Raw genomic sequence first — 22,422 nt, forward strand, 5'->3', positions numbered from 1 at the left:
CAGACAGAATAAAAAAACAAAAAAGAAATGAAAATACAAAGACCATCGTATGAAATCTGGTTACAGAAACCAGGTGAACTCGGTATCTACCAGCAGATAGAACGAGCAGGAAGAGTATGCTATAAAAGTGAGAACAATACCACTGTGAATTCTGCCAAACCTTTCGTGGATCGGATGGTGCAGAGTGAACACTTTGCCATGCTGGAACATGGAACCGTGTATCTGGTATGCAAACATGGAGAGTTGCCGCTTTATACCCACAACAAGTTCTCACGTCTGAAAACTTTAGACGGCAAAGACTATATTACAACCAATCTCCGAGTATTGGCAGAAAACAAAGCGATGGATGATTTGAAGTACCTCAGCAACTATGAAGAAGGTAAGCACGAACTCCGTATTACCGTTCATTTTACTACTCAGATTTCCATAACCCGAGAATATAACCGTCATCGTGCCAACTCTATGGCAGAGCAGAGTACCCGATACTGCAACTATTCGAAGAATAAGTTTGATAACGAGATTACCATCAACCTGCCTACATGGGTAGAAGCAGAAGGGTTCGATGGTTCACAAGATCCCAGCGACTACCGAATAGAAGATATGTGTGCTGACATTGCAGAAGGAAGAACTGCAGAATGGAGTAAACTCACAACTTGGATATTCGCCAATCAGGCTGCCGAATATGCCTACATGAAACTGATAGAGGCAGGTTGCAAGCCACAGGAAGCACGAGCCATCCTACCATTGGACTGCAACACAGAACTGGTTCATACCGCTTTCGTGAGTGACTGGAAACATTTCTTCGACCTTCGCGCATTAGGTACTACCGGTGCACCACATCCTGATGCCAAGATTTTAGCCTTGCCACTGATGGAAGAGTTTAAGCAGAAAGGTTACCTCTAAGATTTAAAAAATATTAAAGCACCCTTTCAAAATAAAGATTTTCTATTCTTTTGACATAACGAATAGATTTATTTCGTATTTTTGCGGTGTGTTTTTCATAGTATTAGATTTAAGGTTATCAAGATTGGGGCTACGGCGGTAGCCCTTTTTTATTGTCTTTCTCAGCCTTACCTCTCTATTTTTTGCCGATTTTGCCACTTATTAGCCCCCAAAATGCATTTTTTTGAAGAAAAACAAAAAAAAGTTGGCGAAAAATTTGGTGGAACCAGAAATTAGTAGTACCTTTGCAACCGCTTAAGAAAACCAAGCTATAGTCATCCAGACTAAAACAATGGAGAGATGGTAGAGTGGTCGATTACAACGGTCTTGAAAACCGTCGTACCGAGAGGTACCGGGGGTTCGAATCCCTCTCTCTCCGCAAGAGCCTTCTGAAAGAAATTTCAGAAGGCTTTTTTATATCTGTATATTTCCTTCATATTCATTCACTATCCATGACAAGAAGACTTCAAATGCAAAATTATGCTATATTATTTGGTCATATCAAAGAAAACATGTAACTTTGCTAAAAAGTAAGCTATATGCAAGAAAAGACATGACAATGATAGATCGCTGTTACATAGAAATCACCAATACATGTAATCTCAACTGCCACTTCTGTCCAAAACATACAAGGAAGAAAAGACAGTTGAGTGCTGAGGAATTCGACCTGCTCACCGACAAGATACGCGGGAAGGTCTGTTTCCTATATTTCCACATTATGGGCGAACCCCTACTACACCCTCTTCTACCCGAGTTTATCAATATGGCAAGAGAGAAAGGTTTCAAAACCGTACTTACATCCAACGGCACTCTGCTACCCAAAGCTATGGATCTCCTTGACACACTTCCCCACAAAATACAGCTCTCACTCCACTCACACGAGAGTAATGCCAAGGGAGAGCTTGCCAGTTACATGAACGAGGTGATGACTTTTTCAACCCAAGCAGCAGAGAAAGGAACCTGCATAGTTCTCAGACTTTGGAACCAAGGAGGAAAAGACCGGGAAAATGAGGAAGTAATGGAGCACATCGAAAAATTTGTTCCCAAACCCTGGAAAGAACGACCTGACGGTTACAGACTTGCCAATAATCTCTATCTGGAGTTTGACAGGAAATTCGAATGGCCCAACTTTGATAACCATATCGAAGAAAAGGAAATGATAAAAGGAAATCAGAAATCAGGTATCAGAGAAGAAAAAAGAGAAGTTTTCTGTAAAGCCCTACTCAAACAGATAGGCGTATTGGCAGACGGAACATTGGTACCCTGCTGTTTGGACCACAACGGAGATGTAGCACTTGGGAACCTGCTTGAACAATCGCTGGAAGAAATTCTGGCTTCATCCCGTGCCCAAGCCATAATAGAAGGTTTCAAGCACCATCAAGCCACAGAACATCTCTGTGAGACCTGTGAATCAGCCCTGGTAAGAAACAGTTTTAGAGGAAAAGCAAGAAGTTAATAGGAATTATGAAATATTATACAGCAATGACAATAGCTGGCTCAGACAGTTGCGGAGGAGCCGGCGTACAAGCTGACATCAAGACCATGTCAGCACTAGGCGTATATGCCGCATCGGCCATTACAGCCATTACCGTACAGAACACCCTGGGAGTTTATGCCATCCAAGACATCAACCCCGAAATCGTAAAGGGCCAGATAGAAGCTGTGATGGAGGACATCCATCCCGATGCCATCAAAGTAGGTATGGTGAACGACCGTGCCACCATCCAAGCAATCGCAGAAGCCCTGAAAAGATACCAAGGGAAATACCAGCATCTCATCATTGACCCCGTGATGGTTTCCACCAGTGGTTGCAGACTCATGCAGGAGGACGCTCTCAGCATTTTCATACAGGAGTTATTACCACTAGCTACCCTGCTAACACCTAACATCCCGGAAGCAGAGATACTGGCAGGAATGAAGATACAGAATAAGGAAGACATCCAGAACGCAGCTTTAGCCATCAGTAAGTTAGGCTGTAAATATATACTCATCAAAGGCGGCCATTTCCAGGGAGCAGAAAAGATTGATTACCTCTTCGAAGACGGAAAGCCTATTACCAGTTATCGAGGCCTTAGCGTAAACACACGCAATACCCACGGTACAGGTTGTACCCTATCCTCAGCCATCACTTCTTATCTGGCAAGAGAAATGGATATGAATACAGCTATCGCCATGGCAAAGACCTATCTTTCAGGCGCAATTCTGGCAGGAAAAGATGTACAGATAGGAAAAGGTCATGGTCCGGTGAATCATTTCTATGAACCCAAGGCACTGTTTATCAAATAACAGCCAACACCTTTATATAAAGAAATAAAATCACAACGAATATGAAATGGATAGTAATCACTCTGCCCGATTTTATAGAGAATGAATCAACCTATATCAACCAACTCTTTAAAGCAGGTATAGACCTGCTACATCTGCGCAAACCAGAATCAAATATAGAGGAGTGTAAGCGACTGATACAGGAAATCGACAAGAAATGGCATAAAAAGATCGTAGTACACGATCACTTCGAACTTTGCCAGGAATTTCATCTTCATGGTATTCATCTTAACAGAAGAAACCACGAGATTCCAGAAGGCTTTCAAGGAAGCATCTCACAATCCTGCCATAGTTTTAAGGAAGTAGAACAAGCTCTCCAGACTATATCACCCAAGAACAAAGACGAAAAGAGCGCGATTCTCAAACCTGCCTGCCATTATGTTTTACTCAGTCCAATCTTTGACAGCATTTCAAAGAAAGGCTACAAACATTCCTTCTCTAACAAAGACTTAGAGGAAGCAGGCATCAATGGAATCATCAATGAGCGAGTAGTTGCATTGGGAGGTGTCACCCCTGAATATATTCCACAATTGAGAGCATGGAACTTTGGCGGAGCTGCATTCTTAGGCGACGTCTGGAACAGAAGAACTGATGCAAAATGGACGGAATATCTTGCCGTAATTAAGCAGAAACTTGCCCCCGGAAATGTCCAGAATAAGCTTAACAGTTCAAACATTTGGTAGAGGGAAATACACTACTTTCTAATAAGACAGGCCGAATCTCAACAATAAAAATAAAAAAATGCTTTTTTATTTTGTATTGTCTTCGATTTGCACTACCTTTGCACCCATGATATATCCAGATAATTTTGAAAATAAGATAGGATTCAATGAAATCCGCAAGATGCTGCGCGAAAGATGCCTCTCTCCACTCGGAAAGGAACAGGTAGACAAGATGGCATTCAGCAGCGATGCAGAACAAGTTAACGAATGGCTCATGCAGGTGCGTGAGTTCCGCAGACTGATGGAGGAAGTAGAAGACTTTCCCCTACAATATTTCTATGATGTAAGGGAGAGCATCCTCCGTATCCGTGTAGAAAACAGTCACCTGGAGGAGGACGAGCTGTTTGACTTGCGACGTTCACTATCTACCATAGCAGATATGGTGAAAATATTGAATCACAGCGATGATGATGACGAGCCGGAAGACGGATGGAAAAGAGAGAAAAAGTATCCCTACCCAGCCCTACATCGCCTTTCACAGGATGTAGTTACTTTTCCACAACTGATTCAGCGCATCGACCAGATACTTGACAAATTCGGCAAGATAAGAGATAACGCAACCCCTGAACTTCTTCAGATTCGCAGAGAACTGGCAAAGACAGAGGGCAGCATATCACGTACCTTATATAGTATATTGCGCTCGGCACAAAGTGAAGGCATCGTAGAAAAAGATGTTACCCCTACCCTGCGTGACGGCAGACTGGTTATTCCCGTCATCCCTACTCTAAAACGTAAAATCAAAGGTATCGTACACGAAGAGAGTGCCACAGGTAAAACTGTCTTTATAGAACCTACCGAGGTAGTAGAGGCAAACAACCGTGTACGTGAACTGGAGGGTGAAGAGAGAAAGGAAATCATTCGCATCCTCACCGACTTTACCAACAAGGTACGCCCATACTCCAAGGAAATTCTGGACAGTTACCGTTTCCTTGCCATCATTGACCTGATACAAGCCAAGCAAAAACTGGCTGATATCTTCAAAGCCATAGAACCCGAGGTAGAAGACCACCCACACATAGACTGGACCCGTGCGATACACCCATTATTGCAGCTATCTCTACAGAAAAAAAACGAGAAAGTAGTTCCGTTGGATATCATGCTTACACAGGACAAACGCATTCTTATCATCTCCGGTCCAAATGCAGGCGGCAAATCTGTCTGCCTGAAAACCGTCGGATTATTACAATATATGCTGCAATGCGGTTTGAGCATCCCTGTAAGTGAGCGTTCAAAGACAGGTGTTTTCCAAAACATCATGATTGATATCGGTGACGAACAGAGTCTGGAGAACGACTTGAGTACCTACTCATCTCATCTTCTGAACATGAAGAATATGATGAAGGCAGCCAATAGCGAGACCATCATTCTGATAGATGAGTTTGGTACAGGTACAGAGCCAGGAATCGGTGGTGCTATCGCCGAAGCTGTACTCGACAAGTTCTGCAAGCAGCAAGCTTATGGTGTGATTACCACCCACTATCAGAACCTGAAGCATTTTGCCGACAGCCATGAAGGAGTGGTTAACGGCGCCATGCTCTACGACCGCCATGAGATGAAAGCCCTCTTCCAATTAGCTATCGGCAGACCAGGTTCTTCTTTCGCTATCGAAATTGCAAGAAAGATAGGATTACCCGAAGAAGTAATCAAGGAAGCATCAGATATCGTTGGTTCTGAATACATTCAAAGCGACAAGTATCTTCAGGATATAGTTCGTGACAAGCGATATTGGGAAAACAAACGCCAGAATATCCATCAGCGTGAAAAAGACATGGAGAAAACAATCTCCAAGTACGAAAACGACATAGAGGATATTGAGCGAAGCAGAAAGGCAATTCTCAAAAAGGCAAAAGAAGAAGCCGCAGAACTTCTGAAAGAAAGTAACAAGAGAATCGAAAACGCCATCCGGGAAATCAAAGAAAGCCAGGCTGAAAAAGAAGAAACCCGCCGTATCCGTCAGGAACTTGATACCTTCAAGCAAGAGGTTCAAGAAATTGATACCAAGGAGACCGATGACAAAATTGCCCGCAAGATAGCCCAGATTCAACAACGCAAAGAGCGCCATGCCAAGCGCCAGGCTGAAAAGAAAGAGAATCAGGAGAAGGCTGCAGCTGCACTGAGGAATGCACAGAACAAGACTCAAGTAGATAGTAAACGTGATATTCAGATTGGCGATACGGTGCGCATCAAGGGACTGACTACTGTCGGAAAGATAGAAAACATTACTGGAGATACAGCAACTGCCGTATTTGGAGGAATGAGAACCAAGATGCGCCTGAACCGTCTGGAGCATGCCACAACTCCAGTTGAAAATGCAGACAAGACAGAAGAGCGCAAGGAAAATCTGGCTTCATACGGTATCAGTAAGGAAACCAGAAAGACCATCGACTCACATAAATCCAACTTTCACCAGGATCTGGACGTTCGCGGAATGCGAGGCGATGAAGCACTTAATGCGGTACAATACTTCATCGATGATGCTATCCTGGTAGGAATGCCAAGAGTCAGAATCCTTCACGGAAAGGGAAATGGCATCCTAAGACAGCTCATTCGCCAATATCTGAGTAGTGTGCCTAATGTGACCCATTATGCAGATGAACACGTACAATTTGGCGGATCAGGCATTACGGTAGTTGATTTTTAGTAAACAAACGTTAAACAACTGAAGTTTTTCGGCAAAATATTTGGCGGGCTCAAAGAAAAACCGTACCTTTGCACCCGCTTAAAAATTGAGACGGACAAGTCTCATACGACCAGCTCCCTCGGAATCCCCCAGGATGGGAACATAGCAAGGGTACTTGGTTGTAGCGGTGCGATATGAATCGCTTGTCCACCCGCCTCTTTAGCTCAGTTGGCCAGAGCACGTGATTTGTAATCTCGGGGTCGTTGGTTCGAATCCGACAAGAGGCTCAAAAAGGAATCTTCTTTTGGAAGGTTCCTTTTTTTATTTACATACATTTTATTTCTATATTTCATAACATTACAGTTGAAACCTCTATTTCACGAGGATCTATCTTTAATTATATATAAATATTTCCACCCTTTACACCTTATATAATAAAAAAGTTGTATTTTTGCAAATTGATATGTTACATCCGTAGAAATACAATAAAAACAATGAATACAGAAAATAACGAGAATCAGAAAGAAAAGAAGACAAGCCAGCAAATGCATAAGGTTAAAACGATTATCATCGACACAGGCAAGATAAGACAAACCAAAGCATTCGCCCGGCAAGATGGTGCCATCCTCGGAGCTGTCTGGATTGTCAGTTTCGTATGTACCATGCTGGCAGTAGACCCGCAATACCAGATGCTGGGATTCATTTCCAACATTCTCATCATAGCAACCCCATTTGTTGTGGCAAAGCGACTGAAGGCATTCCGTGACTATGCAAGAGACGGACATATCTCTTTCCGTCATGCATTCTACTATTGCATCCAGACATTCTTCAATGCAACCCTTCTGCTTACCCTTGTGCAATATCTTTGGTTCCGTTTTATGGATACGGGTCTATTCATGAACCAACTGCAAACCAACTATCAGATTGTAGCACAAGCGTATCAGTTAACTGCAGGGGAATCTAAAGCCCTTCTTGATGCCGTCAGTATGATGAAACCGATAGCCTGGGCTTCGATGTTTATGATTACCGACCTGGTAGCAGGTGCTGTACTCAGCCCGATTATTGCTGCTGTAATGGCAAAGAAGAACAAACAACAGCATACAAAATAACAATAAATAAGAGACAAACAGATAAATACAAGATAATGGATATTTCAGTAATAATTCCTCTTTTCAATGAGGAAGAGTCGTTACCAGAGCTCTTCGCCTGGATAAAGCGAGTAATGGCCTCAAACGATTTTACTTATGAAGTCATCTTTGTGAACGACGGTTCTACCGACCGTTCATGGAACGTCATAGAAGAACTTGCAGAGAAGAACGAGCAAGTAAAGGGTATCAAATTCCGCAGAAACTATGGAAAGAGCCCAGCACTCTTCTGTGGTTTCAAAGAAGCACAGGGCGATGTTGTCATCACCATGGATGCCGATCTACAGGATTCTCCAGACGAGATTCCGGGACTCTACCAGATGATTATGAAAGAGGGATACGACCTCGTGTCAGGTTACAAGCAGAACCGTAAAGAAGGAGATCCTCTGAGCAAGACCATCCCTACCAAACTCTTCAATGCTACTGCACGCAAAGTAAGCGGCATACACAATCTGCACGACTTCAACTGCGGTCTGAAAGCTTATCGCCTCGACGTAGTTAAGAATATCGAGGTATATGGTGAGATGCATCGTTACATCCCATATCTAGCCAAGAATGCAGGTTTTGCCAAGATAGGCGAAAAGCCTGTTCATCATCAGGCAAGAAAGTTCGGCAAATCAAAGTTTATGGGATGGAACCGCTTTGTAAATGGTTATCTTGACTTGATGACACTCTGGTTCCTGAGCAATTTTGGCAAAAAACCAATGCACGTATTCGGCTTCCTGGGTAGCGTCGTATTCTTCATAGCCTTCCTATCGCTCATCGGCTTAGGTATAGACAAGGCCATCGACCTGCACAACGGCATCTACGGACATCTCATTACCGATTCACCTTACTTCTTCATTGCTCTTGTAGCGATGGTTTTGGGTAGCCAGCTGTTCCTTGCCGGATTCCTGGGCGACCTTATCAGCCGCCAGAACCCAAACCGTAACGATTATCAAATAGAAAAAGAAATAAGATGCGGAAAATAATACCTTTCGTCGTTTTCATGGTTCTAGCCATGATGGGATGTACATCTCTCGACTGCCCACTCAACAATACCGTATATACCAAATACAAGTTGATGGGCGACAATAAAACGCTAAAAGACACGCTAACGATTTCTACGAAAAAGATAGCAGGAACAGATAGTGTGCTGATCAATAAGGATGTAAACGTAGACAGTTTCAGTCTGCCTATGAGTTACAGCCAGGATGAAGACGTATTGTTTTTCGAGATACATACCCTATCGAAACAAGTATTCAAGGACACCATGACTGTATCAAAGGAAAACCGCTCTCATTTTGAGTCGGTAGACTGCAGTCCATCGTTCTTCCATACGATAACCGATGTTAAGACTACTCACAATTATATTGACTCAATAGTCATCAATCAAAAAGAGGTAAATTATGATGCATCCAAAGCACATTTCTACATATATTTTGGCAGCCGCAACTAGTATGCTATCCCTATTTGCTGTTCTCCCCTGTCAGGCCCAAAGCAAGAAGAAGATCATAGAGCAGCAGCCTGATACCATACCTTTTTTTAGAGGTATGGCTGTGGGAGTTGACCTGATAGGTCCCGTACAGTTGATGGTTAGCGACTATGGGCAGTACGAAGCATCTCTCCGTATCAATCTGAAAGACAAGTATTATCCTGTTTTCGAATTGGGTTATGGAAAGGCAGATGCCAGCGATGAGGCAACCCAAATCTCCTACAAGACCAGCGCTCCCTATTTCAGATTAGGTGTAGACTGGAATCTTCTGAAGAACAAACACGACGACTACCGTCTGTTTGGCGGTTTCCGTTATGCCTGCACCTATTATGAATATGACCTGAGCGCTCCACCCGTTACAGACCCAGTATGGGGCGGCGAAACGCCCTATGGAGGTAATGGCATTTCCTGCAACTATCATTGGCTGGAAGGTGTAATAGGTATTGATGCCAAAATCTGGGGTCCCGTCCGTATGGGTTGGAGTTTCAGATACAAACGCCGCCTCTTCAAGAACGATGGAGAATTAGGCAACACCTGGTATGTGCCAGGCTACGGTAAGCAGGGAGGTTCACGCCTTGGCGGAACATTCAATGTAACCCTAGAGATTTAAAGACTTCATAATGTGTAAAGAATGAAAAAAAAGAAACTTATCTGGCAACTTCCATTTCTGTTGATACTTATCATTGGTACCATCATTATCATACGTCAGCAGCATAATACGCCCTATCAGAAAGATACCGGCTTTATCTTTGGAACCATCTATCACATTACCTATCAGAGTGATACCAACTACCAGCAAGAGATAGAAACAGAACTCAAGAAGGTAGACCAATCCTTGTCTCCTTTCAATAAGACCTCTGTCATCACACAGGTAAACCAAGGTAAAGATATTGAGGTAGACGAAATGTTTACCGAAGTATTCCGCATGGCAGAAAGCATCTCAAAAGAAACCAATGGAGCCTTTGATATCACGGTTGCCCCAATGGTAAACCTCTGGGGCTTTGGATTCAAGCAGGGGGTACCTCCTACGAAAGTCAAGATAGACAGTATCAAAACGCTGGTTGGTCATGAGAAAGTAGCCTTGGAAAAGGGCCGCATCATCAAGCAAAATCCTAAGATCATGCTTGACTGTTCTGCTATCGCCAAAGGATATGGCAGCGACATTGTTGCCAGATTCCTGAAAAAGAAAGGTATCAGCAACTTTATGGTTGAGATTGGTGGAGAAATTGTAGTAAACGGTGTTAGCGAGAAACAAGTGCCTTGGCATATTGGTATCAACAAGCCAACTGACGATTCTACCAATACGAGTCAGGAAATTCAGGATGTACTTGATATTACCGACATAGCCATGGCTACGAGTGGTAACTACAGAAACTTCTATTATAAAAACGGCAAGAAGTATGCACATACCATAGACCCCAAAACAGGCTATCCTGTACAGCATAACATCTTATCTGCAACAGTTTTAGCCAAGAACTGTGCCACAGCCGATGCCTATGCTACCTCGTTTATGGTAATGGGAATGGAGGGCGCAAAACAGATTCTGAAAAAGCATCCGGACCTCTGTGCATATCTCATCTATGCTGACGAGAAAGGACAAAACAAGATATGGTATTCACCATCTCTCAAAAACAAGATATTAAATAAATAAACTTACATGTCAACCAATAGACTATACGACAGTTTATTATCACTCCCATTATTCTTGGGAATGACTCGCTATGACTTCCAAAATGTAGCTGGTAAAACCCGTTTTGACTTTCAAAAACTGGAAGCGGGTGAAACTATAGTTGAAGAAGGCACCAGTTGTACACGTCTATATTATTTAATCAGTGGAGATATTAAGGTGATAACCCAGGCAGATGACTACGGCTATCAGGTAGAAGAAGACATTTCGGCACCGGAATCATTCCAGTTGGAACGACTTTTCGGTCTTACCCAGCGCTTCACTCACACTTATGTGACAAAGAACAACTGCAGCATCATGTCAGTCAGCAAGCAAGAGATCATGAAGTTATCCGATGAATATGAAATATTCCGCATCAATCTTCTGAACTTGGTCTGCACCCAATCCCAGAAGAACAACCGCAGACTGTTCAGAGTTCCTGCCAAGACACTGAGTGAGCGCCTGATCCGTTTCTTCGAGAGCCACAGCGTCCGCCCGGCAGGCAAGAAAATCTTTCATATCAAGATGACCCGTTTAGCAGAAGAGATGAATGTAAAGCGCATCTATGTATCCAAAGCCCTCAACGAATTACAGTCAGAAGGACTTATCCAGCTAGAACGAGGCAGAATCTATATCCCTGCACTGGAAAATCTCATCAAACGCTAAAGAAAATATAACGACCGATAAATATAAGTTAAAAACGTTTATAATCAAGGCAATAAAGCATTTTTTTGCTAACTTTGCAGCTAAAAAGTAACAATATGCAAGACAATACAACACAAAATAGAACCAACCCATTCTTCGTGCCTTACAATACACCGCACGATACAGTACCATTCGAACGAATCCGTCTCGAAGATTATGAGCCAGCATTCATGGAGGGAATCCGCCGTGATGACGAGGCTACAGACAAGATTGTAAACGATCCGGCAGAGCCAACCTTTGAGAATACCATTGCAAGAGTTGATACCGATAAGGGCGAACACTATTACGACCTCTTGAGCCGTGTATCTAACGTTTTCTCTTGCATGATGAGTGCTGAAACCTGCGATGAGATGGAAGAGATTGCGCAGAAGATGAGTCCGATTCTCACCAAGCACGCAAATGACATCACGCTGAACAAGAAACTCTTCGAGCGCATCAAGTTCGTTCACGATCATCCAAACAGAGAACTGACTCCTGAAGAGAAGATGCTTCTGGACACCAGCTATGACGGATTCGTACGCAGCGGTGCACTTTTAGATGAAGAAGGTAAAGAGAAACTTCGCAAACTTACAGAAGAAGCCAGTATGCTCACTCTGCAGTTCTCACAGAATCTCTTAAAAGAAAACAAAACTTTTACACTCCATATCACAGACGAAGCACAGCTCGACGGACTTCCTGAAACAGCAAAAGCAGCTGCTGCGCATACCGCCAAAGAGCAGGAAAAAGAAGGCTGGATCTTTACACTCGATTATCCAAGTTATTCTCCATTTATGACCTACTCTACCCAGCGTAAGCTCCGCAAACAGATGTATATGGCACGCAATACGGTATGTACCCATGATAACGAGCAGAACAACCTGGAAATCTGCAAACGACTGGTAAACCTGCGCAGAGAGCTCGCCCAGTTGCTCGGTTTCGAAACCTATGCCGACTATGTTCTTCGCCATCGTATGGCAAGCAATACAGAACATGTATATAAACTTCTCAATGACCTGATAGAGGCTTATAAGCCAACGGCAGAAAAGGAAGTGGAAGAAGTGGAAGCCCTTGCCAAGAAGCTGGAGGGTAAAGATTTCGAAATGAAACCATGGGATTTCGGCTTCTATTCTCATAAACTCCAGATGGAGAAATATAATCTCGATGCAGAAATGCTTCGCCCTTATTTCCAGCTGGACAAAGTGATAGACGGTGTGTTTGGCCTCGCCAACAAACTGTATGGCATCACCTTTAAGGAGAACAAAGAGATACCGGTATACCACCCAGACGTCAAGGCATACGAGGTATTTGATAAAGACGGAAGCTATCTGGCTGTATTCTATGCCGACTTCTTCCCTCGCAAGGGCAAGCAAGGAGGTGCCTGGATGACAGAATTCCAGGGACAGTGGATAGACCATAAGGGGAACAACATACGTCCTCACGTAAGTGTGGTAATGAACTTTACCAAGCCAACAGAAGAAAAGCCTGCTCTCTTGACATTAGGAGAAGTAGAAACCTTCCTCCATGAGTTTGGTCACAGTCTTCACGGCATGTTTGCCAATACCCGCTTCGAGAGTCTTTCAGGAACCAACGTTTGGTGGGACTTCGTAGAATTGCCATCACAATTTATGGAGAATTATGCAATAGAGAAAGATTTTCTCCGTACATTTGCCTTCCACTATCAGACAGGTGAACCATTGCCAGATGAACTCATAGAGCGCATCATGAAGAGTCGCAACTTCATGGCAGCCTACGGTTGCCTGCGCCAGGTAAGTTTCGGATTGCTTGACATGGCATACTACACCCAAAAGAAAGAATTTACTGCCGACATCATGCCTTATGAAAAGGAAGCCTGGAAAAAGGCGATGATATTGCCACAGTTGCAGGAAACCTGTATGACCGTACAGTTCTCCCACATCATGGCAGGAGGTTATGCCGCAGGATATTATAGCTACAAATGGGCAGAAGTATTGGATGCTGATGCTTTCAGTGTATTCAAGAAGAATGGAATCTTCGACCAGAAGACTGCTCAAAGTTTCCGTGACAACGTACTCTCTAAGGGTGGAACAGAGCATCCTATGGTTCTCTACAAACGGTTCCGTGGACAAGAGCCAACCATCGATGCACTGCTGGAACACAACGAAATCAAGGTACAACATAAAGGATAAGAGGATGGCAAACGAACTTTCCAAACAAACCAAGCTCGACCTTCGCTATTTGCGAATGGCACGTATATGGGCTGAAAACAGCTATTGCAAACGCCGACAGGTAGGTGCACTGGTTGTAAAAGATAAAATGATTATCAGTGATGGCTACAACGGTACACCGAGCGGATTTGAAAATGTCTGTGAGGACAACAACGTAACCAAGCCATACGTTCTCCATGCGGAGGCTAATGCTATTACGAAATTGGCTCGCAGCAGCAACAACAGTGAGGGAAGTACGCTTTACGTCACCGCCTCTCCATGTATAGAATGTGCCAAACTGATCATACAGTCGGGCATCAAACGTGTTGTATATGCAGAGAAATACCGTCTGGACGATGGTATCAAACTAATGCAACGAGCAGGAATCAAGGTAGAATACCTCAATCCTGATGAAAAGACATCTTCTGTAGAAGATTAGAGATAAGATAGATAAAACGTTAGTAAAAAGAGAATTGTTATGAACATGAGTAAGAATAAGACCAACCGCTTTATGCCATTCATCATGGCATTCTGTGTTGTGATAGGCATTATCATCGGAACATTCTTTTCCAACCATTTCTCAGGAAATCGCCTCAACGTTATCAATAGTGGAAGCAACCGTCTGAACAACCTGCTCCATCTTATTGATGACCAATATGTAGATGCCGTGAACATCGACTCGCTGGTAGATAAGGCAATTCCACAGATTTTAGCAGAACTGGATCCACATTCCGTATATATCAGTGCTAAAGACGCAGCTCAGGCCACCGACGATCTGAAAGGATCTTTCTCGGGTGTAGGCATAGAGTTTGTCATCCGCCAAGATACGATACATGTACAGAATGTGATACAGAATGGACCTGCCGAGAAAGCCGGACTTTTGGCAGGAGATAAGATTGTAGCCGTAGACGGCAAACCTTTTGTTGGCAAGATTGTAACCAATCAGGAGGCAATGCATCGCCTGAAGGGTCCAAAGGATACCAAGGTAAAAATCGGAGTTATACGATATGGAAGCAAGAAGGTTAAGACCTTTACCGTAACCCGAGGTGAAATTCCAACAAAGAGTGTTACAGCAGCTTACATGCTTAACGACAAAACTGGCTATATCCGTATCAAGAACTTTGGCGAGAACACCTATCCGGAAATGCTGATTGCTCTGGCTAAACTCTCACAACAGGGATTCACCAACCTCTGTATTGACCTTCGGGATAACTCTGGTGGTTACCTGACGGCTGCAGTAAACATGGCAAACGAATTCTTGCCAGACAAGAAGCTCATCGTTTACACACAGGGACGCAAATCACCTAGACATAACTATATGAGTGATGGTAAGGGTGCCTACCAGAAGATTCCGATGGTAGTTCTCATCAATGAAGGTTCTGCATCATCTGCAGAAATCTTTGCGGGTGCCATGCAGGATAATGACCGTGCTACCATCATCGGACGACGGTCGTTTGGTAAGGGACTGGTTCAGCAACAGATAGAATTCCCAGACCACAGCCTCATCCGTCTGACCATTGCGCGCTACTATACTCCTTCAGGAAGATGCATCCAGAAGCCATATACTCTGGGCGATGACAAGGATTATGAGCAAGACTTGCTCGACAGATATCAGCACGGAGAGTTTTTCTCACAGGATAGCATCAAGCATACAGGACCTGCTTATCATACAGGTAACGGCCGTATTGTCTATGGCGGAGGTGGCATCACTCCAGACATCTTTGTTCCTGAAGATACGCTCGGCATGACATCCTATTTCAAGGAGGCTAGTCTGAGTGGTCTCATCTTGCAGTTTGCCTTCACTTATACAGACGATAACCGCCCGAAGTTGAATAACTTCAAGGAGATGATGGAACTTGCCGATTATCTTGACAGTCAGGACATGGTTGAAAAGTTTGTCAGCTATGCCGATAAACATGGTTTAAAACGTAGAAATCTTTTAATCAAGAAATCACACAAACTATTAGACCGTGTCATCGACAGCCGTATCATCTACAATATGTTGGACGAGCAGGCATGGACCCAATACATCAATCTTGATGATCCAGTCATCAAAAAGACGCTGGATGTATTTGAGAACCATGCAGCATTTCCAAAGAAACCAGAGCCAGCCCAAAAACGCGCTGCGAAGAAAGAAAAGATAGCTATGGCGAATACGCCCTACAACTATTCTTCCTTACACCATAATAATTGTATGATAGCAAACGCTTAAGGCATGGACAAGAAAGAATTAAGAAAAATCATAAAATACAGAAAGCGACAGTATTCCTCAAGACAACTTGAGGAACTGTCGCTTTCTGTATTATCACGTTTAGATTCCAACCCGCATCTTCAGAATGCCCAAACCATACTGATGTACTATTCGCTTCCTGATGAAGTGGACACCCATCATTATATAGACCAACTTGTTTCCAGGGGAAAACGAGTAATACTGCCCGTTGTGCTGGACGATACGAATATGGAACTAAGAGAATATTCCGGAGTACAAGACCTGAAGGAAGGAGCCTATCATATACTTGAACCAAAAGGCAAGATTTATCCGGAAGAGAAATATCCTGAGATAGAACTTGCCGTAATCCCAGGCATGAGTTTCGATATGAAAGGCAACCGGTTAGGAAGAGGAAAAGGCTATTACGACAGATTTCTTGCCCAGATTCCACATGCATATAAAATAGGAATCTGTTTCGACTTCCAGAAAATCAAAGAGGAAGGACTCCTTCCTGTTACCCCTACAGATATATGCTTGGACGAAATCATATAGCATATAGAGCGGGGAATATTAATAAAAGCGTATATCTGCAATAACCTGTGCACCAACCTGTTCATTCAAACGATGAACAAGGGTAGCACGGCTCATCGTGAGGTCAGCCCTCAATGCAGCATTCTCTATCTTTACATAGAGAGTCTGGTTCTTGATAAACTTATCACCACAATATGCAGCAATATTTTCCCCTACAACAGAATCCCAACTCATTATCAGGCGTTTCTGCTGTAAAGGAGTCTCCAAGCCTTCCTTTCTCAGAAATTCGGGCAAGAGTTCCGCTATTGACTTAACTTTTCTTCTAAACATATTCTTAAAATTTTAAGGGAAACATGATCTGTTTCCCTTAATTTTCTACTTTATTATTTCCCCATTCTCTACATAGAATATCGTATGATCTCCCTGCATGTTCTGGAGAATCTTATCCAAATGATCACGGTTCGTATCCGTAATAAAAATCTGCCCGAAATGGTCACCGGCAACCAGTTTCACAATAGCCTCAACCCGCTGAGCATCCAACTTATCGAAAATATCATCTAAGAGGAGCAAAGGAAGCGTATTGGAACTCGTGCGCTGCAGGAAAGTAAATTGAGCCAGTTTCAGGGCAATCACGAAAGTTTTGTTCTGCCCCTGACTTCCCTCTCTCTTCATCGGATAATCACCCAGCAAAAACTCCAGATCATCACGGTGAACACCATGCAGAGAATACCCTACAGCACGATCCTTAAACCGGTCGCGCTGGATAACATCCAACAAAGGACCTCTCTGGCAATGAGAAACATAGTGAAGACGGACCTGCTCCTTATCACCCGAAATCTGCTGATAAATCTGCTGAAACAGCGGAACCAGTTCGTCAACGAAAGCCTGCCGTTTCTGGTACAGCAATTCACCATTACTCGCCATTTGCTGCTCCCAAAGTTCCAGCAGCGTAATATCAGGCTCCTCCTCCATTTTCAGCAAAGCATTTCTCTGTTGCAAAGCCTTATTATAGTTGGATAAAGCCTCTATATAAGAGTAATCATACTGAGAGATGACCACATCCATCAGTTTTCTGCGCTCTTCACTTCCTCCTTCTATCAGAGAAACATCAGATGGAGAAACCAGAATCAGAGGGATAAGCCCAATATGTTGCGAAAGACGCTTATACTCCTTCTTGTTTCTCTTGAAATGCTTCTTGGTACCCCGTTTCATGCCACAGTAAACATTCTCTATCTCCCCCTTATCATTATCATAATTTCCCTCCAGCATAAAGAAAGGCTCATCATGAGTAATAATCTGGGAATCGATAGAATTATAGGCACTCCTACAGAAAGAGAGATAGTAGATGGCATCAAGGAAATTAGTCTTTCCCATGCCATTATGTCCTATCAGACAATTGATTTTGGGCGACAACTCCAGATTGGCGCTCTTTATATTTTTAAAGTTAATAATGGAAATATTCTTTAAAATCATAGTCTCTTTTCTGCTTTTATAGTGCAAAGTTAGCAGAAAAAGAGGGAAAAACAAAAAAAATAGGCTAGAAATTTCAATAATTGAATAAAATTGAGTAAATTTGCAGAAGTTTAGCGGCATTCCACAATTTGAAAGCTAACTTTCTATTGAACAGATTGCTCCTAAACCAGAAACTAAAAAGTATAGAATAATAAAAAAGCAAAATAAAAATGGCAAACAACAACGTACAGGCTCAGGAAACAGAGAGCCTAAACATTCGTGAGGCCTTCTTCTTGAAGTACAAGAAGGCTATTATCATTGCAGTAGTAGCTATCATTGTTATCATTGCAGGTGTATTCGGTTATGTATCTCAGATCTCAGGTCCACGTGAGGACAAGGCTAGCACTATGCTTGCTAAGGGTCAGACCTACTTTGCTAACCAGATGTATGAGCAGGCATTGAAGGGTGATGGCGCAGGCTATGTAGGTTTTACTAAGATTGCTGACGAATACAGCAGCACAGATGCAGGTAACCTGGCAAACCTCTATGCTGGTCTTTGCTATGCAAACCTCGGCAAATGGGCAGAAGCTCAGAAGAGTCTGGAATCTTTCTCTTCAGAAGACGACCAGATGATCAGTCCTGCTGCCGAAGCTGCCTTAGGTGATGCTTATGCGCATCTCAACCAGCTCGACAAGGCTGTAGATGCTTTCAAGAAGGCTGCTTCTATGGCTGACAGCAAGGCTGACGAAGGTACAAACAACAGTCTTTCTCCTATATTCATTATCAAGGCAGGCGAGATTCTCGAAAGCCAGGGTAAGAAAGACGAAGCTTTGAAGCTTTATCAGGATGCTAAGAAAAAGTATGTTAACGCTATGCTCGTACAGAGTGGCGAAATCGACAAGTACATCGAGCGCGCTTCTAACTAATCTGTACTGATAACAATTCGAAATCAATATGGCAACAGCACTTCATAATTTATCAGAATACGACTTTACTAAAATACCAGACGCCAGTAACATGTGCTTTGGTATCGTTGTAGCAGAATGGAATCCTGAGATAACGGGCGCTTTGCTCGACGGAGCAGTAAAAACACTCGAAAAACATGGAGCACTCACAGAGAATATCCATGTGAAAACTGTTCCAGGCAGCTTTGAACTTATCTACGGAGCCCATCAAATGGTTTTGAATGGCGGCTATGATGCAGTCATCATTTTAGGTAGTGTGATACGTGGTGAAACTCCTCACTTCGATTACATCTGCGAGGGTGTTACCTACGGAATTGCCCGTCTGAATGCTACTCAGGAAATACCTGTTATCTATGGTCTCTTGACTACCAACGATCTGCAGCAAGCTAAGGATCGTAGCGGCGGCAAGTTGGGTAACAAGGGTGATGAGTGTGCTATAGATGCTATCAAGATGGCTAAGTTCTAGTTTTCACAACGAGAGTTGATAAACTGAATGTTATATATATAATAAGGTATAAGCATATGAAACTCTACCAGCTATTGCAGTCGTTTGAATTTGAAGAGATTTTTCCAACAGTCAATGTGATGTTTCCAAATGCACAGTTGCATCGCGATATTTTTGAAAAAGCATTCGATATGCTTTGCAATATCCAACCTATCACATCCAAAAAGGTTATCAAGTTTGAACTGATGGAAGATCCTAACTCAAATGATATGTTTGTTGGAGCAAATGATAGCTGTTTCCAGTCCACATGGGATGTATGCCTGGGAAAGGAAATCAAAAAAGGCAAAGGCGCTGATCTCAATGATGTAGAACTGGCAGCCAACTGCTTACTCAATGTTCTTTTCATCGGACGTCATCCTCAAGGATTTGACAAGGACTATAAAAAGTTATTGAAATAAACTGTCAATACATAATAAAAAAACTCCTGAAGTTGTTTGAAACAAACTTCAGAAGTTTTTTTATGTTTCTTCAATCAGATGCATTGATAAATAAAAGTATCTGTAGTAAATAGTGATAAGTATCTTAAAGAGCTAAGAAACGCTTGTTTATCGCACTTCAACTCATAGATGATATCATCAGAGATAACATATCTATTGGCTCAAAGAATCAGATAAATCTGATTGTCGGCAAACGCCAGCAGGGTTGCTGGCATATGCCAGCAATCGTACAATTCCAGATATTGGAACTATTAAAACGTAGAGATATGACTATTTAACCTATTAGCTATTACACTAATAGTATACTAAACAAAGCAAATACTCATACATTTAACGGAAGAACCGCTTTATACCCCATCTTCTTCATCTTCTTCATCTTCAGCAGAAGCGTTGGTATCCAACTTCTCATCCTTTGATATAGAGATACTACCCATTCGGGAAATCTTAAGTACCAGAGGTACATATTCATCGCTGGTAACATCAGGCGACCCTACACTTGCTGCGAAGTAAAGATAATCACCTTCTGCTTTCACATACACAATACCAAGCAAAGCACCCATGTCCTGTGTATGTTTGTCAATATAGGATGTGAAATCTTTCTTTGTGAAAGTACGGCTAAAGAATTCAGAACCATCATTTCTCAATACCTTAACCGAAATTCTGTTATCATAATACTTGGTGTTTTCGTCCAACTGGAGAACTGGAAGTTCCTTGTCAGAACTACGCTTCACCACTACTTTATAATGGGAACCAACCCAATCAGCCTCCCTGGTCTGCTCATAATCACTCATTTTCTGAGTAGCTTTGTTCACAACCTTAGCCACCGGTTTAGGAGCAATAATGATATTACTCTTCTTCTGTTCTGTACAAGCCGTCAAGCTAGAAATAGCCAAAAGACCTATTAATATATAATCAATTCGTTTCATTCCGTTATTTTTTCTTACTGCAAAAGTACATTTTTCTTTTGAAATAGCCAAAGAAAAGAACCGAAATCTACATTCTTACACAAAATCAAGCGCAAAAAGGCGCCTACTTTCACAAGCAGGCGCCCTAACATACCTAAATACTAACTAATAAATTTCCTATTGAATCTTACACGATATAATAAAGTTCAGTTTATGAATTCTAATCGTAACTTTGACGAAAAGAAAATGAAAAGGTTTAATCAAGATATAAAAAAAGTGCTTTTTCTGCTTTTTTTTTTCATTTCTTAGCAAAAGAACATCAAAAAACATGATTTTGTTTTGTTTTTCGAACAATTTGCCGTACCTTTGCAGCATAATAAAGACATTAAGTATGAAAAAGAGGTTAATATTTATCATTTCTGTATTTTTTGCCTTCGTTTCATGTTCGCATCAGCAAACAGAAAAGAAGGAGCAAGTCATCGACACAATACCTGTGATGGTGATGCAGATACAGAAATGCAATCGCTTATATACAGCAGAAGCTCATGTTCATAAGATTATAACACATGATGACCAGCTCAATCTGAAGGGTTCACTGTTCAAGAAAGACTTTAATATTCATGTTCCTGGCTCTAACCGCAAGGTGGCCATTCCGATGGATGCGACATTAAAAGCTTATGTAGACTTTTCAGGATTCTCTGCAAAGAACGTAAACCGACAAGGCGACAAGATAGAAATCATCTTACCAGACCCAAAAGTGATGCTCACCAGCAGTAAAATCAATCACGAAGGTGTTAGACAATTCGTTTCACTCACCAGAAGAAACTACAGTGATGCAGAACTGTCACAATTCGAACAACAAGGCAGGGAAAGTATCATTCGCGATATCCCGAACCTAGATATTCTTGAACAGGCACGCCAAAGTGCAGCAAACACCCTGATTCCGATGTTACAGGACATGGGATTTGCAGAAGAGAATATCAAAATCAGTTTCAGAAAGAAATTCACTTTCAACGATCTGAAGACTCTTCTGGATAAGACAACTATCGAAAAGAATCACTAAGCGAGGAGAACAATGATATGAAAAGAATACAAATCATCATACTATTAGCACTGATCCTTATTCTGGGTGGAGCCTTCTATTGGCTCACCAAAGACAATGAGGTCAGCGTGGTACAGGAAGATAAGACAACCCTCTCACCCACTCAAGTAGAAAGCATCGAGAATATCGGTCAATGGGAATTTCTATCTGTAAGTGATGAAGAACTGATAGATACAATACGCCATGGCTTTTTGGGCGATGACCAACTGGTACGTATCTATTACGGAACGCTGCGCTTGGGTATCGATATGAAGGATGTAAAAAAAGGATGGCTACAAGCCAGCCAGGACAGCATCGTATGCACTTTACCTCCTATCAAACTGCTAGACCATAACTTCATTGACGAAGCGAAGACCAAGAGTTTCTTTGAAGAAGGCAAATGGACAGGCAGCGACAGACAGGCTATGTATGAGCGTGCTTATCAAGCCATGAAGAAACGTTGCTTAAACCGCACCAATATCTATACTGCACAGACGAATGCCAAGACTCAGTTTAGAGAGATGCTGAAAGCAATGGGATTCAAAAACGTAAAGATAGAATTTGAGAAATAACAAG

General features: G+C 42.5%; 23 protein-coding genes and 2 tRNA genes. 22 read left to right on the forward strand and 3 right to left on the reverse strand.

What is annotated here, in order from left to right:
- Window positions 1-27: 27 nt before the first annotated feature.
- The 17 genes from KUA48_RS14720 to KUA48_RS14800 all read left to right on the forward strand — a co-directional run bounded on the left by KUA48_RS14720 (window position 28) and on the right by KUA48_RS14800 (window position 16,522).
- Window positions 28-903, forward strand: coding sequence for an FAD-dependent thymidylate synthase (locus KUA48_RS14720; protein WP_022121629.1), 876 nt, complete (start codon window positions 28-30; stop codon window positions 901-903).
- Window positions 904-1,236: 333 nt separating this feature from the next.
- Window positions 1,237-1,321: transfer RNA gene (locus KUA48_RS14725), tRNA-Ser, on the forward strand.
- A 174-nt stretch (window positions 1,322-1,495) separates the two neighbouring features.
- Entirely contained in the window at window positions 1,496-2,398 is a 903-nt protein-coding gene (locus KUA48_RS14730; protein ID WP_256624457.1) for a radical SAM/SPASM domain-containing protein, read from the forward strand.
- Window positions 2,399-2,406: 8 nt separating this feature from the next.
- Window positions 2,407-3,228 (forward strand): bifunctional hydroxymethylpyrimidine kinase/phosphomethylpyrimidine kinase, encoded by an 822-nt coding sequence (thiD, locus tag KUA48_RS14735; protein WP_218432932.1) that lies wholly within the window; start codon window positions 2,407-2,409, stop codon window positions 3,226-3,228.
- Window positions 3,229-3,269: 41 nt separating this feature from the next.
- Window positions 3,270-3,950, forward strand: a complete 681-nt coding sequence (locus KUA48_RS14740) for a thiamine phosphate synthase (RefSeq protein WP_218432933.1) — start codon at window positions 3,270-3,272, stop codon at window positions 3,948-3,950.
- A 106-nt stretch (window positions 3,951-4,056) separates the two neighbouring features.
- Window positions 4,057-6,630, forward strand: coding sequence for an endonuclease MutS2 (locus KUA48_RS14745; protein ID WP_218432940.1), 2,574 nt, complete (start codon window positions 4,057-4,059; stop codon window positions 6,628-6,630).
- Window positions 6,631-6,822: 192 nt separating this feature from the next.
- Window positions 6,823-6,896, forward strand: a tRNA-Thr gene (locus KUA48_RS14750).
- Between the two features lie 207 nt (window positions 6,897-7,103).
- Window positions 7,104-7,718, forward strand: coding sequence for a DUF4199 domain-containing protein (locus KUA48_RS14755; RefSeq protein ID WP_153072671.1), 615 nt, complete (start codon window positions 7,104-7,106; stop codon window positions 7,716-7,718).
- A gap of 35 nt (window positions 7,719-7,753) precedes the next feature.
- On the forward strand, window positions 7,754-8,725 hold the full coding sequence (locus tag KUA48_RS14760; protein WP_022120160.1) for a glycosyltransferase family 2 protein: 972 nt from the start codon (window positions 7,754-7,756) through the stop codon (window positions 8,723-8,725).
- Complete coding sequence (locus KUA48_RS14765; RefSeq protein WP_217756441.1) at window positions 8,713-9,192, forward strand: DUF6452 family protein; 480 nt, start codon at window positions 8,713-8,715, stop codon at window positions 9,190-9,192. Before KUA48_RS14760 ends, KUA48_RS14765 begins: the two co-directional genes overlap by 13 nt.
- Window position 9,193: 1 nt before the next feature.
- On the forward strand, window positions 9,194-9,838 hold the full coding sequence (locus KUA48_RS14770; RefSeq protein ID WP_153072670.1) for a DUF6048 family protein: 645 nt from the start codon (window positions 9,194-9,196) through the stop codon (window positions 9,836-9,838).
- Window positions 9,839-9,859: 21 nt separating this feature from the next.
- Window positions 9,860-10,879, forward strand: coding sequence for an FAD:protein FMN transferase (locus KUA48_RS14775; RefSeq protein ID WP_218432942.1), 1,020 nt, complete (start codon window positions 9,860-9,862; stop codon window positions 10,877-10,879).
- 6 nt (window positions 10,880-10,885) lie between these two features.
- Window positions 10,886-11,560 carry a Crp/Fnr family transcriptional regulator gene (locus tag KUA48_RS14780; RefSeq protein ID WP_022120156.1) on the forward strand — a complete coding sequence of 225 codons (675 nt, stop codon included), beginning with the start codon at window positions 10,886-10,888 and terminating at the stop codon, window positions 11,558-11,560.
- A 95-nt stretch (window positions 11,561-11,655) separates the two neighbouring features.
- The gene (locus KUA48_RS14785) at window positions 11,656-13,743 is read left to right on the forward strand and encodes a M3 family metallopeptidase (RefSeq protein ID WP_153080153.1); all 2,088 of its coding nucleotides are present in this window, start codon (window positions 11,656-11,658) and stop codon (window positions 13,741-13,743) included.
- Between the two features lie 4 nt (window positions 13,744-13,747).
- On the forward strand, window positions 13,748-14,200 hold the full coding sequence (locus KUA48_RS14790; RefSeq protein WP_006846261.1) for a dCMP deaminase family protein: 453 nt from the start codon (window positions 13,748-13,750) through the stop codon (window positions 14,198-14,200).
- A gap of 45 nt (window positions 14,201-14,245) precedes the next feature.
- The gene (locus KUA48_RS14795; protein WP_218432944.1) at window positions 14,246-15,973 is read left to right on the forward strand and encodes a S41 family peptidase; all 1,728 of its coding nucleotides are present in this window, start codon (window positions 14,246-14,248) and stop codon (window positions 15,971-15,973) included.
- A gap of 3 nt (window positions 15,974-15,976) precedes the next feature.
- Window positions 15,977-16,522, forward strand: coding sequence for a 5-formyltetrahydrofolate cyclo-ligase (locus tag KUA48_RS14800; RefSeq protein WP_153072666.1), 546 nt, complete (start codon window positions 15,977-15,979; stop codon window positions 16,520-16,522).
- Between the two features lie 18 nt (window positions 16,523-16,540).
- Here KUA48_RS14800 and KUA48_RS14805 read toward each other — a convergent pair whose 3' ends face one another.
- Together KUA48_RS14805 and KUA48_RS14810 are read right to left on the reverse strand one after the other, a co-directional pair.
- Window positions 16,541-16,831, reverse strand: coding sequence for a DUF721 domain-containing protein (locus KUA48_RS14805; protein ID WP_117586695.1), 291 nt, complete (start codon window positions 16,829-16,831; stop codon window positions 16,541-16,543).
- A gap of 45 nt (window positions 16,832-16,876) precedes the next feature.
- Window positions 16,877-17,974: a DNA replication/repair protein RecF gene (locus KUA48_RS14810; protein WP_118140425.1), complete on the reverse strand. Its 1,098-nt coding sequence runs from the start codon at window positions 17,972-17,974 to the stop codon at window positions 16,877-16,879.
- Window positions 17,975-18,183: 209 nt separating this feature from the next.
- Between KUA48_RS14810 and KUA48_RS14815 the strand changes: the two genes are divergently transcribed.
- Genes KUA48_RS14815 through KUA48_RS14825 form a run of 3 tightly spaced genes read left to right on the forward strand, consistent with a single transcriptional unit; the run spans window position 18,184 to window position 19,821 of the window.
- Window positions 18,184-18,879 (forward strand): tol-pal system YbgF family protein, encoded by a 696-nt coding sequence (locus KUA48_RS14815; RefSeq protein ID WP_118254952.1) that lies wholly within the window; start codon window positions 18,184-18,186, stop codon window positions 18,877-18,879.
- 28 nt (window positions 18,880-18,907) lie between these two features.
- Complete coding sequence (ribH, locus tag KUA48_RS14820) at window positions 18,908-19,384, forward strand: 6,7-dimethyl-8-ribityllumazine synthase (RefSeq protein WP_006846254.1); 477 nt, start codon at window positions 18,908-18,910, stop codon at window positions 19,382-19,384.
- A gap of 56 nt (window positions 19,385-19,440) precedes the next feature.
- On the forward strand, window positions 19,441-19,821 hold the full coding sequence (locus KUA48_RS14825; RefSeq protein WP_118254953.1) for a hypothetical protein: 381 nt from the start codon (window positions 19,441-19,443) through the stop codon (window positions 19,819-19,821).
- 386 nt (window positions 19,822-20,207) lie between these two features.
- On the opposite strand, the gene KUA48_RS14830 is transcribed toward KUA48_RS14825, so the two are convergent.
- Window positions 20,208-20,786: a DUF4738 domain-containing protein gene (locus KUA48_RS14830; protein WP_153072665.1), complete on the reverse strand. Its 579-nt coding sequence runs from the start codon at window positions 20,784-20,786 to the stop codon at window positions 20,208-20,210.
- Window positions 20,787-21,156: 370 nt separating this feature from the next.
- Here KUA48_RS14830 and KUA48_RS14835 point away from each other — a divergent pair, with 370 nt between their 5' ends.
- Window positions 21,157-21,828: a DUF4230 domain-containing protein gene (locus KUA48_RS14835; RefSeq protein ID WP_118067391.1), complete on the forward strand. Its 672-nt coding sequence runs from the start codon at window positions 21,157-21,159 to the stop codon at window positions 21,826-21,828.
- Window positions 21,829-21,845: 17 nt separating this feature from the next.
- Complete coding sequence (locus KUA48_RS14840; RefSeq protein ID WP_118254955.1) at window positions 21,846-22,418, forward strand: DUF4230 domain-containing protein; 573 nt, start codon at window positions 21,846-21,848, stop codon at window positions 22,416-22,418.
- Window positions 22,419-22,422 lie beyond the last annotated feature (4 nt).

It is taken from the genome of Segatella copri, from assembly GCF_019249795.2.
Classification (GTDB): Bacteria; Bacteroidota; Bacteroidia; order Bacteroidales; family Bacteroidaceae; genus Prevotella; species Prevotella copri_B.